This window comes from Lapidilactobacillus dextrinicus DSM 20335 (assembly GCF_001436095.1).
GTDB lineage: Bacteria > Bacillota > Bacilli > Lactobacillales > Lactobacillaceae > Lapidilactobacillus > Lapidilactobacillus dextrinicus.
Genome location: NZ_AYYK01000008.1, coordinates 59,486 through 77,708, shown reverse-complemented (window position 1 = coordinate 77,708; position 18,223 = coordinate 59,486). Strand labels below are relative to the sequence as shown.

Annotated in this window: 16 protein-coding genes and 1 riboswitch; of the genes, 13 read left to right on the top strand and 3 right to left on the bottom strand. The window is 36.7% G+C overall.

What is annotated here, in order from left to right; genetic code table 11:
• Positions 1-507: 507 nt before the first annotated feature.
• From rpmH to FC84_RS09145, 8 genes are all read left to right on the top strand, one after another.
• Complete coding sequence (rpmH, locus tag FC84_RS04815; protein ID WP_057756286.1) at positions 508-648, top strand: 50S ribosomal protein L34; 141 nt, start codon at positions 508-510, stop codon at positions 646-648.
• Positions 649-721: 73 nt separating this feature from the next.
• On the top strand, positions 722-1,078 hold the full coding sequence (rnpA, locus tag FC84_RS04810) for a ribonuclease P protein component (protein ID WP_057756283.1): 357 nt from the start codon (positions 722-724) through the stop codon (positions 1,076-1,078).
• Positions 1,079-1,170: 92 nt separating this feature from the next.
• Complete coding sequence (yidC, locus tag FC84_RS04805; protein ID WP_057756668.1) at positions 1,171-1,962, top strand: membrane protein insertase YidC; 792 nt, start codon at positions 1,171-1,173, stop codon at positions 1,960-1,962.
• A 23-nt stretch (positions 1,963-1,985) separates the two neighbouring features.
• The gene (gene jag / locus FC84_RS04800; RefSeq protein WP_057756280.1) at positions 1,986-2,813 is read left to right on the top strand and encodes an RNA-binding cell elongation regulator Jag/EloR; all 828 of its coding nucleotides are present in this window, start codon (positions 1,986-1,988) and stop codon (positions 2,811-2,813) included.
• Between the two features lie 154 nt (positions 2,814-2,967).
• Positions 2,968-4,353 (top strand): tRNA uridine-5-carboxymethylaminomethyl(34) synthesis GTPase MnmE, encoded by a 1,386-nt coding sequence (gene mnmE / locus FC84_RS04795; protein ID WP_057756277.1) that lies wholly within the window; start codon positions 2,968-2,970, stop codon positions 4,351-4,353.
• 9 nt (positions 4,354-4,362) lie between these two features.
• On the top strand, positions 4,363-6,270 hold the full coding sequence (gene mnmG / locus FC84_RS04790) for a tRNA uridine-5-carboxymethylaminomethyl(34) synthesis enzyme MnmG (RefSeq protein ID WP_057756274.1): 1,908 nt from the start codon (positions 4,363-4,365) through the stop codon (positions 6,268-6,270).
• Positions 6,271-6,410: 140 nt separating this feature from the next.
• Positions 6,411-7,952, top strand: a complete 1,542-nt coding sequence (locus tag FC84_RS04785) for a ClC family H(+)/Cl(-) exchange transporter (protein ID WP_057756271.1) — start codon at positions 6,411-6,413, stop codon at positions 7,950-7,952.
• A gap of 171 nt (positions 7,953-8,123) precedes the next feature.
• Entirely contained in the window at positions 8,124-8,255 is a 132-nt protein-coding gene (locus FC84_RS09145) for a hypothetical protein (protein ID WP_263970761.1), read from the top strand.
• A 50-nt stretch (positions 8,256-8,305) separates the two neighbouring features.
• Here FC84_RS09145 and FC84_RS04780 read toward each other — a convergent pair whose 3' ends face one another.
• A complete protein-coding gene (locus FC84_RS04780) occupies positions 8,306-8,551 on the bottom strand; it encodes a hypothetical protein (protein ID WP_057756268.1) in 246 nt (81 codons plus the stop codon).
• 287 nt (positions 8,552-8,838) lie between these two features.
• Here FC84_RS04780 and FC84_RS04775 point away from each other — a divergent pair, with 287 nt between their 5' ends.
• The 4 genes from FC84_RS04775 (at position 8,839) to FC84_RS04760 (ending at position 14,447) form a co-directional block, all read left to right on the top strand.
• Positions 8,839-9,162, top strand: a complete 324-nt coding sequence (locus FC84_RS04775; protein WP_057756265.1) for a hypothetical protein — start codon at positions 8,839-8,841, stop codon at positions 9,160-9,162.
• 115 nt (positions 9,163-9,277) lie between these two features.
• A complete protein-coding gene (locus FC84_RS04770; protein WP_083479539.1) occupies positions 9,278-10,189 on the top strand; it encodes an HNH endonuclease in 912 nt (303 codons plus the stop codon).
• A complete protein-coding gene (locus FC84_RS04765) occupies positions 10,189-11,310 on the top strand; it encodes an exonuclease SbcCD subunit D (RefSeq protein WP_057756259.1) in 1,122 nt (373 codons plus the stop codon). The genes FC84_RS04770 and FC84_RS04765 overlap by 1 nt, the downstream gene beginning before the upstream one ends.
• Positions 11,307-14,447, top strand: a complete 3,141-nt coding sequence (locus FC84_RS04760) for an AAA family ATPase (protein ID WP_057756256.1) — start codon at positions 11,307-11,309, stop codon at positions 14,445-14,447. The genes FC84_RS04765 and FC84_RS04760 overlap by 4 nt, the downstream gene beginning before the upstream one ends.
• An 86-nt stretch (positions 14,448-14,533) precedes the next feature.
• On the opposite strand, the gene FC84_RS04755 is transcribed toward FC84_RS04760, so the two are convergent.
• Both FC84_RS04755 and FC84_RS04750 read right to left on the bottom strand, forming a co-directional pair.
• Positions 14,534-15,274: an amino acid ABC transporter ATP-binding protein gene (locus tag FC84_RS04755; RefSeq protein WP_057756253.1), complete on the bottom strand. Its 741-nt coding sequence runs from the start codon at positions 15,272-15,274 to the stop codon at positions 14,534-14,536.
• Between the two features lie 11 nt (positions 15,275-15,285).
• Positions 15,286-16,863, bottom strand: a complete 1,578-nt coding sequence (locus tag FC84_RS04750; RefSeq protein ID WP_057756250.1) for an ABC transporter permease subunit — start codon at positions 16,861-16,863, stop codon at positions 15,286-15,288.
• 113 nt (positions 16,864-16,976) lie between these two features.
• Positions 16,977-17,153: riboswitch (Lysine riboswitch) on the bottom strand.
• 209 nt (positions 17,154-17,362) lie between these two features.
• Here FC84_RS04750 and FC84_RS04745 point away from each other — a divergent pair.
• A complete protein-coding gene (locus FC84_RS04745) occupies positions 17,363-18,223 on the top strand; it encodes a YitT family protein (protein ID WP_057756666.1) in 861 nt (286 codons plus the stop codon).

The following is an 18,223-nucleotide window of genomic DNA, read 5'->3' as shown; positions in this document are numbered from 1 at the left end:
CAATACTCCTTTCCTAAAATAAAAAGATAAATTAAGTTTATCATTCTCAAAAAAAGTTTTCCACAGCTTTTCAATATTTAAAAAAATTAATCACAGAAAAGGAATAAGTAATCCACTGGCTGTGGATAAAATTAGAAAACAAACAATAATTTTTAAAAACTAAACAGACAATTGTGGATAACTAAAAGATAAATCAAGCTATAAATTAACGTTTTTGAATTTTTGACAGGGGCTGTGGATAAATTTTAAGACAGGGTGTGAATTTTGGAAAAACCTGTGGATATTGTTGTGTATTTAAAATAATTTTCCACAGCTAATTAACGCCGATTTTTTAAATTGTGGAAAACTTTTTGCCAAATTTTTTCTTTTTAATTGGAAAAAAAGTAAAAGACAGTTTCTTTTTGCGCGTGTATATGCTAGTATATTTAAGTAATTGCGCTGGAAGAAGTCGATTTAACCGATCTTCATGGTGTATCCACTGTATTATATTTAGGAGGTGCAGCACACATGACAACTAAGAGAACATATCAACCAAAGAAACGTCATCGCGAACGAGTTCATGGTTTTATGAAACGTATGAGCACGAAGAACGGTCGTAGAGTATTAGCTAGACGCCGTGCTAAAGGTAGAAAAGTATTATCTGCTTAAAGGCCACTGGGATCAGTGGTTTTTTTTATTAATTTCAATTTGATTTAAAAAGGACAAAGATTGGACAAGTCAGATGCGTAAGTCTTATCGAGTAAAAAAAGAAAAAGAATTTCAACTAGTATTTGAGACTGGTCGTTCAGTTGCTAATCGTAGTTTTGTAATCTATCGATTAGATAAACCCGGACAGGCTCATTTTCGTGTCGGCATTTCTGTGGGCAAAAAAATAGGGCATACTGCAGTCAGCCGTAATCGAATGAAACGTTATATTCGACAAAGCCTCCATGAATTAGATGGCGAATTGAAACAAGACGTCGACTTTTTAGTTATTGCCCGAAAAAATGCAAAAAATTTAACTATGGCAGAGACTAAAAGTAATCTGATACATGTGTTAAAATTGAGTGAGCTGTTACCTGTCGAACAAGAAGACTAAACAGTGACTAAAATTTGATTCGTGAGGAAAAATTAGTGAAGAAACGATCGCATTTAAAAAGAGTTTTATTGGCGGTTTCGTTATTAAGTTTAATGTTGTTCTTAACAGCATGCGGTAATTTGAATGCGCCAATTACAAGTGAAAGTACCGGTTTTTGGGATCATTATGTGTTATATTCCTTTTCACGCTTTATTTTGAAGTTAGCCTCATTATTAGGTGGTAGTTACGGTTGGGCAATTGTTGTCTTTACAATTATCGTACGGATTATTTTGTTACCATTGAATCATTTCAGTACGAAAAATATGAAGAAACAAAGTGCTATCCAACCAGAATTACAAGCACTTCAAAAGAAGTACAGTGGTAAAGATGTTGAAACACAACAAAAACTTCGTGAAGAAACACAGAAGTTAATGTCAGAAGCAGGTGTCAATCCAATGTTGGGCTGTTTACCAATGTTGATCCAATTACCTTTTATGTATGCTTTGTATCAGGCAATTTGGCGGACCACGGAATTACGTCAAGGAACATTCTTATGGATGCAACTTGGTGAGCGGGATCCATACTACATCATGGCTATCTTAGCGGGTGTTTTCACGTTCTTAAGTACTTGGATTAGTAATATGTCAATGCCACAAAATGGTTCAACTGGTAAAATTATGATGTACGTTATGCCATTTATGATTATGATTCCGGCATTAACCATTGCATCAGCTATTTCACTTTACTGGGTTGTTTCTAATGCCTTCCAAGTTGTACAAACTTTAATTTTGCAAAACCCATTCAAGGCTAAGCGCGAGCAAGACGAAAAAGAACAGGCGCAACGCGAACACGATCGTAATTTAAGACGAGCGCGTAAACGAGCTTACAGCAAGCGTAAGAAATAATAGAAAGGAACGGAGTTGATCACATGGCTCAATATGAAGGTGAAACAATTGAATTAGCTATCCAAAAAGGATTGGCTGACCTAAAGATTGAACGCGAAGAAGCAGACATTCAGGTTGTACGCGAAGACTCACATGGTTTTCTTGGTATTGGTAAAAAGACCGCAATTGTTGAAATGCAAATTTCTCCAACGGTTGTTGCTGCTAAGAAAGCCAAGCAAGAAGTTCGAGATCAAAAAATTCAAAAAACGATTAAGAATGATGCTAAACAAGATCAACAAACCGTTTCTGAAATTAAAGATAAAGTTGCTGCTGAAGCTCAAAAAACAATGGAGCCTTCCGAAAACAATCAGGTTATTAAGAAGACGCCTAGTTTTGAAAGAAACGATAATCAGGCAATTAAAGATTTATCAGTTTATTTAATGGACTTAACGAAACGTTTAGGCGCACCTGCATTAGTAAGAGTTGATCAGCAAAAGCAAGGCATCATTTTTCACTTAGAAACTGCTAAAGAAGGCTTATTAATCGGCAAACATGGTCGTTCGATTAATTCGCTTCAGTATTTAAGTCAGACGTTCTTTAATCACCGTGGCCGTACACGCCAAACAATTATTCTTGATGTTGGTGATTATCGTGAACGTAGAGAACGGGCGTTAACTGCATTAACAAAGCGAACTGCTCGCAATGTAGTTGCTGACCATAAGGCTGTTTTTCTTGATCCAATGCCATCTTTTGAACGTAAGTTAGTTCATACATTGCTGTCAGATAATCCTTATGTTGAAACTTTTTCAGAAGGTACAGAGCCTGATCGTTATGTGGTGATTGCACCTAGAAAAACAGTCATGCTACCTTAAGTTTTGACAAAATCATCAACATGCGCTATTATCTTCTCAACTTAACTAAATAGATAAAGTAGTCAAAGTGCTTTGTCCGGCGATTAAATTAATTTTTAATCGCTGGATTTTGAGCACTTTTTTTATTGGCGTTAATTAAAAAAGGAGTAAAACAATGCTGAGTGTTACAGAATATGATACGATTGCCGCTATTTCAACACCACCTGGTGAAGGTGCGATTTCAATTGTGCGCTTGTCTGGTGAAGATGCGATTAAGATTGCCAATCAGGTCTTTCGTGGTAAAAATCTGACCAAAGTAGCCAGCCATACGATTCATTACGGGCATATTATTGATCCGACAACTAAACAAGAACTCGATGAAGTGATGGCTTCCGTAATGCGAACACCAAAAACATTTACTCGAGAAGATATTGTTGAAATTAATTGCCATGGTGGGATTGTACCCACAAATAAGATTTTGCAATTATTATTAGCTAATGGTGCAAGATTAGCTGAACCTGGTGAATTTACTAAGCGCGCTTTCTTAAACGGTCGCATTGATTTAACTCAGGCAGAGTCTGTCATGGATTTGATCCGCGCTAAAACAGATCGTTCAATGCAAGTAGCTTTGAATCAATTAGATGGCAATCTTCAACATTTGATTCATCATTTACGTCAAGATATTTCCGATGTTTTGGTTCAAGTTGAAGTTAACATTGATTATCCTGAATACGATGAAGATGAAGTAACTGCTAAACTTTTAATGGAAAAAGCAATTGAAGTTAAAGCACGTATTCAACAACTACTAGCAACAGCTCAACAAGGTAAAATCCTTCGAGATGGTTTAGCAACTGCGATTATTGGTCGTCCTAATGTAGGTAAATCATCACTTTTAAATTATTTATTGCAGGAAGACAAGGCGATTGTTACTGATGTTGCCGGTACAACGCGTGATGTTTTGGAAGAATACGTTAATGTTCAAGGCGTACCTTTAAAATTAATCGATACAGCTGGTATTCACGAAACAGACGATAAGGTTGAAAAAATTGGTGTTGAACGAAGCAAGAAAGCCTTATCTGGTGCTGATTTAATTATCCTAGTGCTTGATGCTAGTGAACCATTAACTGCTGAAGATCGCGAATTGTTAGAAATGACGCGCGAACAAAAACGGATTATTATCTTAAATAAATCAGATTTACCACAAAAAATTTCACCAGAACAATTAGCAAGACTTGGTGTTACTGAAGATCCGATTGTTGCTTCAGTGAAAGACAATCAAGGAATTGCGGCTGTTGAACAGGAAATCAAAACACTATTCTTTGGTGGTATTGAGAATCGTCAACAAGATGTTTTAGTCTCTAATAATCGCCAAATTGGTTTATTGGAACAAGCAGAAGTTGCGTTGGACAGTGTTATTTCTGGATTAAATGCTAATATGCCGATTGATTTAGTACAAATTGACATGACAACTTGTTGGGAAAAATTAGGAGAAATTACTGGTGAAAATGCACCTGATGAATTAATTACGCAATTATTCAGTCAGTTCTGTTTAGGAAAGTAGGTTTAGATTTTGGATTTAAAAGTTAAACAATATGACTCTCACGAGTACGATGTGATTGTAGTAGGTGCCGGCCATGCTGGTTGTGAGGCTGCATTAGCTGCTGCACGAATGGGGCAAAAAACATTATTGCTAACAATTAATCTGGACATGGTTGCTTTTATGCCTTGTAATCCATCAGTTGGTGGACCAGCAAAGGGGATTGTCGTCCGTGAGGTTGACGCATTAGGTGGTCAAATGGGTAAAAATATTGACGCTACTTATATTCAAATGCGAATGCTCAATACCAGTAAAGGACCAGCCGTCCGTGCTTTGCGAGCACAAGCGGACAAAAATGATTATCATTTAACGATGAAAGATGCCATTGAAAACGAACCAATGCTAACCTTGCGTCAAGGACTAGTAAATGAATTAATTGTTGAAGACGGTGTTTGTCAAGGAGTTATAACAGCTACTGGCGCGCGTTACTTAGCTAAAAGTGTCGTTTTGACTGCTGGTACTTCTTCACGCGGTAAAATTATTATTGGTGAATTGACCTATTCATCTGGTCCTAATAATTCCTTGCCATCAATCAAACTATCTGAAAATTTAGAGACTTTAGGATTTAAGCTACGTCGCTTTAAAACAGGGACACCGCCACGTGTCGATGGCAACACGATTGATTATGATAAAACCCAGGAACAACCTGGCGATCAAACACCTAATCATTTCTCTTATGAGACACCAGATACGGCTTATCTAAAAGATCAATTGTCATGCTGGATGACTTATACGAATGAAACAACGCATCAAATTATTCGCGATAATTTAGATCGTGCGCCAATGTTCTCTGGCATTATTGAAGGTGTTGGTCCGCGTTACTGCCCATCGATTGAAGATAAGGTAGTTCGTTTTGCTGATAAACCACGCCATCAACTATTTCTTGAGCCAGAAGGCCGTAAAACTGAAGAATATTATGTTGGTGATTTTTCTACTTCAATGCCTGAAGAAATTCAGTTGAAAATGCTACATTCTGTCGAAGGATTGGAACATGCCGAATTAATGCGTCCCGGTTATGCCATTGAGTATGACATCATTGAACCATGGCAGTTGACACATAGTTTAGAGACAAAAGTTGTCAAAAATCTCTTTACGGCTGGTCAGATGAATGGGACATCAGGTTATGAAGAAGCGGCCGGTCAAGGCATCATAGCCGGAATTAATGCGGCTTTACGGGCAGATGATCAACCAGCTTTCACCTTAGGTAGAAATGAAGCTTATATCGGCGTTATGATCGATGATTTGGTCACTAAAGGAACGAATGAACCATATCGTTTATTAACAAGTCGTGCAGAATATCGTTTGATTTTACGTCACGATAACGCTGACTTACGATTGACTGAAAAGGGTCATCAACTTGGTTTAATTAGTGAAGACCGTTATCAAAAATTCTTGGTTAAAAAACAAGCAGTTGAAGCCGAAACGAAACGTTTAACAGAAATCAGAATTAAACCAACACCAAAAGTGCAGGACTTTATGGTGGCACATCATAGTGCGCCTCTAAAAGATGGTATTTTAGCTAGCGATTTAATCAAGCGTCCCGGCATTAGTTATGATGAAATTGCGGAACTCGTTGGCGATGAAAGCCTAGAGGCAGACCGTTACGTCAAAGAACAAGTAGAAATTCAATTGAAGTATGCAGGCTATATTGATAAAGAAAAAAATAAAGTTGCACATCTTAAACGGTTAGAAGCTAAAAAGATTCCAGATCGAATTGATTATTCGGCGATTAATGGTTTAGCAACGGAAGCAAGACAAAAGTTAACTAAAATTCAACCAGAAACTATTGCTCAAGCATCACGGATTAGTGGTGTTAATCCAGCTGATATTGCTATTTTGAGTGTTTATATTGAACAAGGTCGAATTGCTAAAATAAGCTAGTTCTTCGTTAAAAGCGTCAATCAAGCTAAGATTTTGATTGACGTTTTTTTGTGGCCTTGATAATTTGAGAATCTTTACAGGATAATGTGGACTAGTAATTTTATTTATTTTGGCTTTTAATAGTAGTTGAGGTGTTATTAATGACTAAATTTAGACAACAATTAAACTTAATTCATGTTGGTTTTATTGCTAAGGGTATTTTAGTGGGGTTACTATCAGGATTAATTGTCAGCTTATTTCGTTTTTTAATTGAGCATTCCTTAATTTTTTGGCAATTTGCATATCAAAAAATGCATCAAAATATTTGGTGGGGAGCCTTGGTTATTCTCATATTATTACTGATTGGGTTAATCAATATGAAATTAATTCATCAGCAACCACATATTATGGGATCAGGTATTCCAGAGGTAGAGACTCAGCTTGGTGGTAATTTAAAATTACAATGGTGGCCGGTTTTATGGCGTAAATTTATCGGTGGTGCGCTGGCTATTGGTTCCGGACTCTTTCTAGGTCGTGAAGGACCGTCAATTCAATTAGGCTCCTCGATTGGCCAGGGAGTTGCAGCTGGCTTAAAAGAAAAAGGGACTAATGAACGTGTTTTAATTGCATCAGGTGCTGCTAGCGGCCTAGCAGCGGCATTTAATGCACCAATTGCAGGGACAATGTTTGTTCTTGAAGAAATCTATCACAATTTTTCACCGCTCGTTTGGATGACGTCATTGGCTGGTGCGTTAAGTGCTAATTTTATTTCTTCAAATATTTTTGGTTTAACACCCGTGCTACATTTGCAATACACCACGAGTTTTCCATTACGATTATACGGACACTTGTTGTTATTAGGGATTATTTTAGGCGTGCTAGGCATTATTTATCAAAAAGTGCTGTTAGCATTGCCATCGTTATATCGACAAATTAAAAAGCTGCCACGGCGTGCTGACGGTTTTATCCCCTTATTATTAATAATTCCGATTGGTTATTTTTGGCCGCAAACACTAGGTGGCGGTAATAGTTTAATCCTAAGTCTAGCGCATCACCAACCACTGGCCCTAATTGTCTTGGGATTATTCATTCTACGATTTGTTTTCTCGATGATTTCTTATGGATCTGGGTTGCCTGGTGGTATTTTTCTTCCGATTCTAACGCTGGGGGCATTAATTGGTGATTTATACGGGATTGTAATGGCAAACCTAGGTTTATTACCGCGTAGTTTGATTATGAATTTGGTTATTTTTGCCATGGCAGGATACTTTGCTGGAATTGGTAAAGCGCCATTTACGGCCATATTATTAATTACAGAAATGGTGGGTACCTTAGAACATCTAATGCCATTAGCTGTTGTTTCCTTAGTTGCTTATCTCGTGGTTGATGTTTTAGGTGGTGCACCTATTTATGAATCGTTGGCTGAGCGAATGCAAGTTAATCAACCACACTTAGTTAAAGCTGGACATCAAGACCGCTTAGAAGTTCCGGTTTTTGAGGGCACAACTTTTGTGAATGCAGAAGTTCGCGATATTGCCTGGCCTAAAGAAATCTTGCTTGTTTCTATTCGACGAGGAGAAAAGGAATTAATTCCAAGGGGAGACACAGAAATATTAGCCGGCGATACTTTAATCGTCTTGACCGATCATAACCGACGAATGCAAGTTAAAATAGCTTTAAAAAATTTAAGTCGGCGTCACTAATTTTATTTCATGAGTATGATAAATTATTTCCCGGGTAATAACTAATTTTAAAGCGGGTCTATAATTAGCTGATAATTCTGAATTTTGATAAACTTAAGTGCTTTACGGCTTGAAATTTAGGCACAAATGCAATAGAATTAATTGAATACGTAATACGTAAGGAGGTTCACCATGTCACAAAACAATCATACTGGTATGAACGGTAACCGTCGACCAATTAATACGGCTAACATCAAAAAGAACAAAAAAGCTAATGACAAGGTTTTAGAAACTTTAAAAAAATTAGCTGAAGCAGATAAGTAGTCAATGATTTATTTTTTGTCGAGCAATTATGTTCGACTTTTTTTATGCTCTTAAACCGGTTCAGGACTAGCTAACCAGTCTGTTGCTAAAAGTGTTTTTGTTTGTTTAGCAATAGGAATCCATAATTGAGCTGTATATGTTTTGATTAAACTCCACCAGAATAAGGGATCCTTTTTTTCTGCACTAGTAATGTGGAGATTAATGATATGACCATTCTCAGTTAAACATTTAATTTTTTTAGCGTTGATAATTTTGATAATTTGAATTGAAATGACTTGTTGATCGTTGATTAGCATAATGAGAAGAACATCCTTTCTTGATGATGTTTTTATCATACGCAATAAAATTGACCACTTTACGATTAATTCTTTAGTTAATTTGTGTTTTATTTTTGAAGAGTTTGATCCTTTACTTAATTAATTCTCAAGTCAGTTAAGGTTTGCTTAAGTTGTTAAGTATTTATAACTTTAACTGTTCTATTAAGTTGCTAAATTTATAGCTTTAAAAGGTTTCACTACTATCGAATCAGTACTTATTTGTGCTAATATGAAGATAATAATTCATGTGTATTGGGGTAAGCTAAATGAATGTTTTTCAAGTTTTGAAATTTATTACAATTAATCATCAAGGTATCGCACCTGATCAAGTCGCATTAACTGATTTAAATGGCAAGCCTAATGCCGTGATGACCGATTTGCTTCATGATATTTTGACTAAGGTTTACTTGTTTGTAGATCTGGAAAACATCGAGAATACTTCAGAGATGATTGCCAAATTATCAGCAGTAACACCATTGCCTGAAGATGTTTTAGATGAATACCAAAAAGCTTTAGATCAAACTGTCTATCAAGTTAATTTTGCGACTAAAAAAGAACTTGTCGAAATCGTTTATGATGATTTTATCTAACGCAAAATATTTAGTGGTTATTCATTTTCACCAATTCATATTTGATTGACCCTGTTGAATTCATGATAGATTCAGCGGGGTCATTTTTCTTATTCAATTTAGAAGAGGGATTAAAATGAGGATACGTTGTCAATATTGTCGTTTGAACTTAGCTGAGGAACATTTTTACCTAGGCAAGAAACAATTAACGAGTATTTGTGATATTTGTCAAACTCGTGGGCTTTTAATTGGCAATTTTGCAAATTTACAGAGTCTCGGTTTGGCTATAGCTCGTCAATGGGTTTATTTAGGTCTGCCCGATAATTTTAACCAGGAGCAACTGATAACATTAACATTGTCCAAGGCAGAACGTAAAAGCTGCAACAGTTTAATTGATAGCTTTGATGTTTTACCAGGTTCTTGGCAGGATCAATCGTTACGTTTTCAATTTTATCAGCATGTTATTAAATGGCAGAATCAACCAGATGCTGTTAAATTAACGGGTAATTTTCCCATTGATTTAGAAAATTTAGGCTGTGACACAACGACAATTTTCGATAAAAACAACTTGGACTATACAACGCGGCTTTATATTCGGGAGAAGTATCATTACGTATGTCAATATTGTGGTCGTTATGGTGATAGTGTTGATCATAAAGACCCAGTATCATTATCAGATGATAACAGCTTAGACAATTTGACGTTATCGTGCCGTGAATGTAATAAGTTAAAAGGAAGTATGCCTTATCAACAATTTGTTCAATGGAATAATGAAATTTCAGCAACATTGAATAAATTGCGTCGCTACCAGCAAACAATTGAGCGTTTAACCCAACGCCAAAAGAAGTTGCAATCGCAATTAGCAGTTGCCCGGCACCTGGCGAGTTCAGAACAAGCTGCTAATTTACAACCACTACGACGACAAATTAAAGTTTTACAAGGTTTACTTGATGGCGAAAATAGTGATTATCAAAAATTAATTCAGATTCGCCATGATTATATTATTTCTCACTATGTAACCTGGCGATTAGAACAGGAGGGAGATTAATGCGTTTTTTACATACAGCAGATTGGCATTTAGGGCGGCGCTTATTTGGTTATGATTTAACAGCTGAACAAGATGATGCCTTTAAGCAACTCGTCACCATTGCTCAAGAAGAAAAAGTTGATGCCATTGTGATTGCAGGCGACCTTTATGATCGACAGAATCCTGCAGAAACAGCGGTTGCACAATTGACGAAGATGATTAGCACGGTTAATTTGGAATTGAAGTTACCATTATTAATGATTAATGGTAATCATGATAGCGCAGTTCGTTTGGGTGTGGGGAATCAATGGTTTACTGCGACTAATTTTTATTTACAGACAGAATTGGCGCAGGCTTTTGAACCAATTGAAATGAACGATGTGCAGTTTTTCTTATTACCCTACTTTGAATTGTATCAAGCGCGTCAATATTTCAATGACGATCATATTCGAACACTTGAGCAGGCGATGATAAAAATTATGGCGGCAATCAAACAACGCTTTGTTAAAGGGAAACGTCATATTTTGATTGCCCACTTTTTTGCTGCAGGCAGTTTACATTCAGATTCTGAAACAACTGTTAATGTCGGTGGTTTAGAGGCAGTGCCGTTAGATCTATTGGCAGATTTTGATTATGTAGCATTAGGCCATGTCCATAATAAGGATGCCTTACAAAATCCAACGATTCGTTATAGCGGTTCATTAATTAAGTATTCATTATCTGAAGAAAATCAAACTAAAGGTGTGTTAATTGTTGATACTGAACCAAATGTAAAAGTTAAATTCAGACCAATCACACCACTACGAGATGTTCAAACGGTTGAAGGGAGTTTTATCGACCTAACCAATACTGAATATTTAAGCAATCACCAAATTAATCAAGATGCTTATACAGGAATTATTTTGGATGATACCAACGTGATTAGTAATGCTAGTGCTTTGCTGCGTCAACAATTTTCCCACTTTTTGAATATGAGTCGGGCTAATGGTGTTTCAACATTTACAGCTCACCAGATCTCTACGCAAGAGATTAATTCACCCATGACACTATTAACGAAATTTTATCAAGAAATGACGCAACGCTCACTTTCACAACAACAGCAGGACTGGGCTGAGCAAGCGTTAAAAGAGGTAGATGAATGAGACCGCTACAACTAAAATTAAACTATTTTGGTCCTTATCGTCAGCAAATAATTGATTTTACAAAATTTGATCGAACCTCGATGTTCTTAATTAGTGGGCCAACAGGTGCGGGCAAATCAACGATTTTTGATGGCTTGGTTTTTGCCTTATATGATAAGGCTTCAGGTTCACAACGAGATCCCAAGGAATTTCGTTCAGATTTTGCTACGATCCATGATGAGACTAGTGTTGAGTTGACGTTTACGCATCGGGGGCACTATTACCAGCTTATTCGTAAGCCTAAGCAAACATTAGCCAAAAAGCGGGGACAAGGGACAACTGAACAGCCCCCACAAATTGAATTAACGATTTATGTTGATGAAACGCCCACCCAAGAAATTAAACAGCTAACTAAAATTGATCAGGCTAACAAATATTTAGCTGATTTATTACAATTAAATGCGGCCCAATTTCGGCAAATTGTCTTATTACCTCAAGGCGAGTTTCGCCAATTTTTAAACGGGGATAGTAATCAAAAAGAGGCAGTGTTACGGAATCTTTTTCAAACGCAGCGTTACGAGCAGTGGGTTAAACAATTACAAACACAATATAAACAACTTAAAGATGACAATGGCCAACGCCAACAAAAAATCCAAACGCTATTGCAACAAGTTAACTGGCTACCAACCTTGGCCTCAGATGATCAGGTGTCAGTGACTGAGCAACTAGACTTATTACAACAACAAACTGATCAAATGAAGGCAAAGGAATCAGAACAACAAGCACAAGCGGCCCGATTAAAAAAAGAGCTTGAGCAGCAACAAGCGGAGTTAACGCAACGTCAATATATTAAAACATTGTTTGAGCAGCAACAAGAAGCACAAAATACGTTAGCTACCTTACAGCAACAAACACCCAAAATTACGCAAATGCAACAGCAATTAAATCAATTAAAGTGGGCCCAGGATAACCAACAACATTATCAATCATTACAACAAGTAACTGCTGAATTTACGCAGGCAAAAGCTCAATTAGCAACTGCTAAAGATTCAGCTCAAATAATTAAGCAACAACAAGCATTATTACAACAGACAGCAGCCGAGCTACAAACTCATGAAAAAGAACAGCAAGAATTACAAACTCAATTAATTCAATATGCAGATTTAATTCCTAAGTATCAACAAGTAACAAAGTTACAACAAGCTAAACAGCAATTAGCTCAAGAAATTACTCAACAACAACAGCAACATCAACAAACAAATGAACAATTACAAACAGTTCAGCGGCAGGTTAAAGAACTCAGCGAATTACAAGAACAGACTGCAGATCTTTATTTGCAGCAACGGCAATTAGATCAAAGTGCAGATCAGTTGAAAAAATTACAGGAGTTGGTTAATCAAGCAACAGATTTTTACCAACAAATTAGCGTAATTAATAAAGAATTAACAACACAACAGCAACACGTCCAAGTTGCTACTGAACGTCAAAGTAAAATCCAAACAGATTATCGTCAAGTAAAGAGCAACTATGCGGCCCAACAAATCGCTATTTTACAACGTGATTTATTGCCTAATGAACCTTGCCCTGTTTGTGGTTCACGCGATCATTCGCAGATTAAGTTGGTTCAAAATGATGCACCGATCGTGAGTGAAGAATTGCTTGATGAAATGGACCAACAACGGCAAGCTGTTGAAAAAGAAGTGGCTACGTTAGAGAGTAGTATAACGACGCTACAAAACAGTTCGCAACAACTTCAACAAAAGTATGAGGATACTTGGCAACAGATAGTTCAACAAACTGCTGATACTAATATGGCGACGCTTGACGAGGTTAGGCAGTTTTTGACTTTGAATTTAAAAGAACGAGATAAAGAACAAGCCAAATTAAGTCAAAAACAGGCAGAAATAACAGCTCAGCAACAAAAATTAACAGAATACAAAGAACAGTCGCAACAATTAACGGCCAAGTCCCAAGCACTACAAGTTCAGATTAATGATCAGCAACGTCAATTAGCTATTGTGGAGACACAGTTTCAAGACCTTCAACAGCAATTGCCGACAGAGTTTACTTCAAGTGCAGAATTAACAGATTTCTTAACTAGTACCAAACAAAAGGTGGCTGAGTTTAAAAAACAGCAGATGACCTTACAACAACAGCTTCAACAAAATCAACAACAACAAACTGAAAATAAAACTGATCAACGTCATTATCAACAACAAATTGAGACTGATCAAACTAAAATTGAACAGTTGCAAACAGAAATGACAACTATTTTTAATCAAAATTGGCCTACGCTTTCTTTTAAGGCGCAATGTGATCAATACGAACGAATTTTAACACAGTTAGACCAACAGGCAGATTTAGTAGCCCAAATTGAGCAGTATCAGCAACAAATCGTTAGTCAACAAGCAGTTTTACAACGATTAAAACAACAATTAAAAGATTATCAAGAAATACCAGATCTAAAACAGCTTCAACAACAGATTAAACAAATACAATCGGAGCAAAGTACGGTTCAAGAACAAGTGGGACAGCTTAAAAATCAGATTTCACAACAAATTAAAATCACTGAAAACGTCAAAGAATTAATATCGGATATAGTGGATATAACGCCTTTACAAGAACTAAGCGAACTTGCTCGCGGCAATGGTAGTCAGAAGTTAGGTCTGGAGCGCTATGTTTTGCAAACTTATTTGACTCAGGTTCTTTTAGTTGCTAATCAGCGTTTGGCTAAACTAACTAAAGGTCGATATCGTTTAGCGTTGGCAGAAGAACTAGGAAGTGCACGTAAGAATTCTGGTCTAGAACTTAATGTTTTTGATGATTATGTGGGTGATTATCGGAGCGTGCGAACTTTATCTGGTGGTGAAAGTTTTATTGCGGCGCTTGCATTGGCACTTGCACTAGGTGAAGTTGTGCAACAACAAACCGGTGCAATTGAAATTAATGCGCTCTTTATTGATGAAGGCTTTGGTTCACTAGATGAAGAAGCGCTAAATACCGCTATTGAAGCTTTAATGAGTTTAGAAAGCCAACAGAGAATGATTGGTATTATCAGTCATGTACGTGAATTACAAGCCCAAATTCCAGCACAGTTAAAAGTTATCAGTCATGGTAACGGTGAGAGTAGTATTCAGTATCAAGTAGATGAGGATTAAAGGATTTAGCTAACCGTTTTTTAGAACGACGATAGACAAAAAAAGGTGAGAACAAATCGTTCTCACCTTTTTTAATCTTATATTTTTTAAACCCGGTTCAAATAACGTTTTAAGAAGGTTTTTGTTCGTTCTTCTTGAGGGTTCTCAAAGATTTGCTCGGCGGTTCCTTCTTCGGCAATGACGCCTTGATCCATAAAGACGACATGGTCAGAAATATCTCGTGCAAAGGCCATTTCGTGTGTTACTAGGATCATTGTCAAGCCGGTGTGGGCTAATGCACGCATGGAGTCCAGCACACCATCAACCATTTCAGGATCTAAGGCCGATGTAGGCTCATCGAATAGCAATACCTCAGGACTCATTGAAACAGCCCGGGCGATACCAACGCGTTGCATTTGACCACCAGAAAGTTGGGCTGGTTTGGCATTAATATAAGGTGCCATGCCGACTGTTTCTAATTGTTCTAACGCAATTTTTTTAGCTTCAGCAGCGTCGCGGTGCAAAACAGTCGTTTGCCCAATTGTGCAATTTTGTAAAACATCTAAATTATTAAATAAATTGAATGATTGGAAAACCATGCCAACCTTAGCTCGATAGTCAGTCACGTTAAAGTTATTAGCCAGGATATTTTGTTCATGGAAATTAATTGCACCACTAGTCGGTTGTTCCAGTAAGTTAATACAACGTAGCAATGTAGATTTACCTGAACCAGATGAACCGATAATTGATAAAACTTCGCCAGGTTTAACTTGTAAGTTGATATCTTTTAAAACTTTATGCGTGCCGAAAGTTTTTTCTAAATGGTTAACTTCTAATAAGCTTGTCATAAGGTTGCCTCCTAATTATTATCTGTTGGTGCTGAAACTTGGTTTTGATTAGCCATAACATTGTAATTTTGTGGTCCGTCTAAGCGGCGTTCAACTAATCGCAAAATTCGAGTAATCGTAAAGGTCAGAACCAAATAGATTAGGCAGATAACCAAGTAAGTGTGGAAGAACTGGAAGTTTTGTCCAGCAATCGTTGAACCAGTGAAGAATAATTCAGATACAGAGATGATGCTTAAAACTGAAGTATCCTTAATGTTAATAACGAATTCGTTAGTGACTGCTGGTAAACTATTTCGAACAGCTTGTGGCAAAATAATTTTGGTCATTGTTTGTAAGTGCGTCATACCTAAAGCATGGGCAGCTTCGAATTGACCAGCATTAACAGAAATAATACCACCACGCATAATTTCAGATAGATAAGCACCGGTATTAATAGAAACAATTAACAGAGCGGCTACGAGTCGATCCATATTCCAACCGAACGCTTGAGCAGCACCATAATAAAGAACAGCGGCTTGAACAATCATAGGAGTACCACGGAAAACTTCAATGTAAACTGATAGTAACCAATCAACTACTTTTAAAAGACCGCGACGGAATCGATTACCAGCTACTGGGATGGTACGAATAATGGCAACCAGTAAGCCAATTAAAAAACCAACAATTGTGCCAACCATTGAAATTAACAAAGTAACACCCGTGCCTTTTAACAACATATTGCCATATTGTTTAAGGATTGCGACGAACCAATTTTCCGAATCACCATTTGTTTTAGGTTGTTCATTAACGGCGTTATCCATAATTTTATCTCGCTCTGATTGAGAAATTTTGGCTAATGCAGCGTTAATTTTAACTCTATCTGGATCATTTTTACGTAATCCAATTGCTAAGTCAGTGTCTTCAGGATTAGTTTTAAAACCGTTAGTTCCTTTAAATTCGATCATTTTAACGTTAGGATTAGCGCTTGTTACACTAATACCTTCAGGTTTTTCAGAAACGTAACCATCAATAGTTCCCGACTCTAAAGCTACACGCATTGCCGAAAAGTCTTTCATGGCAGGTTCTTTAATAACGCCTTTGATTTGATTTAACGCTGTGTAGTGATAAGTATTTAATTGTGCTGTTAATTTGGCATTTTTAAAGTCTTTCAAACTAGTTGCCTGCGCGTACTTGCTATTTTTACGAACGATGATAACGAGTTTAGAATGGTAATAAGTATCTGTGAAATCAATTGCCTTACGACGTTGTGCGGTTGGAGACATTCCGGCAATAATGGCATCAAGTTTACCAGAAGTTAAAGCTGGTTGTAGACCATCCCATTCTGTTTTTACAATAACCAGTTTTTTATTTAAAGATTTGGCCACTTTTTTAGCCATCTGAACGTCATAACCATTAGCGTAAGTGGAATTTCCTTGAATTTTAACGGCGCCATTACTGGCATCGTTTTGTGTCCAGTTAAAAGGTGGATAGCCAGCCTCCATGCCGACCTTGAATGTTCCGCTAGCTGCGTGACTAGTTGCAGCAGGCACGGCTAGGATCATCAATAACAAAGTACCTAAGAAAAACCAAAAATTGCGATGTTGTTTCATGACTCATTCCTCCAACGAGCCCACAAAAAAGACCTTTATTAGATGCTTTCGCATTAATAAAGGTCTTTACCATAATTTTTCTGCTGAATAAATTTATGTAAATAGATTCATCCCAAAATCATAGCGCTCCTTAACGAAAAATCGTTAAGACAGTTCATAGACTATTAATCTATGCCCCAATAATATTATCTCCAAAAATAATATTACTTCGGCGATCCTCCTGAATGACTTAGTTCAATGTGTTTGGACACTCACTAAGCTTCGTGATTCTCGCGACCTCTATTGCATTGTGGCTTTTAAATTTTATGGTGTAATCATAACGTCTAGCTTGTGAAATGTCAATGAAAAGAATTAAATTAATTTTCTGTTAATACATACCATAAGCAAAATGTTAGCAATTGATAGTTTGTTTCTGTCATAATTAATTGAATAGACTGTCTATTTTTCAATAAGATAAATTAACAATTTTGAAACATAAAGGAGCGTCATTGTGGCTAAAATTAGACAAACTGAATCAAAATTACTTAATCTTTTGTTATTAATTATTGGCATTGAGATATTGGCCGTCAGCATTAATATGTTTTATGCACCTCATGAAATTGCTGCTGGTGGTGCAACTGGTATTGCCATCCTATTAGAAGCAACACTAGGATTAAATATCTCTGTAGTTGTGATGTTAATTAATATTGTCATGCTTATCCTGTCTTATATTTTTCTTGGCAAAGGGACAACGTTGCGTATTGCACTAGGCAGTGTTTTATTACCAATTTGTTTAGCTATTACACCGCAAATTAAATTAATTGAGGACCCCTTGTTAACGGTAATTGTTGGTGGCGCCATTTTTGCAGTGGGGATTTCTATTCTCTATCAATTAGATGCATCAAGTGGCGGTACAACAGTACCCCCATTGATTATTAAAAAATATTTTGGCATTAAAACATCCACGACCTTGTTAATGATTGACGGTATGATTTGTTTATTGAACCTTTTTGTTGCAGGTATTGAAACAATGTTTTTAGCAATTTTATCGCAAATATTAACGACAATTGTGATGAACTTTATTGAAACAGGATTAGATCGTAAAAAAGTTATTTACGTAATGAGTGAACATGATTTAGAGGAATTAAAACAGCAACTTGCTTATTTGGGAAAGGCTTTAACAATCTTTAACGTCACCGGTGGTTATACTGGCAACGAACGAGAAATGTTAATGATCATTGTAGAAAACCCTGATTATCATCATATGTTAAAAACAATTCGGAATATCGATGCTGAAGCGTTTATTTTGGTAGCAAACGCAGCAGAGGCGCATGGCGGTGTTTGGCGAGACGGTGAACGCTATGATAAATTACTGGGATAA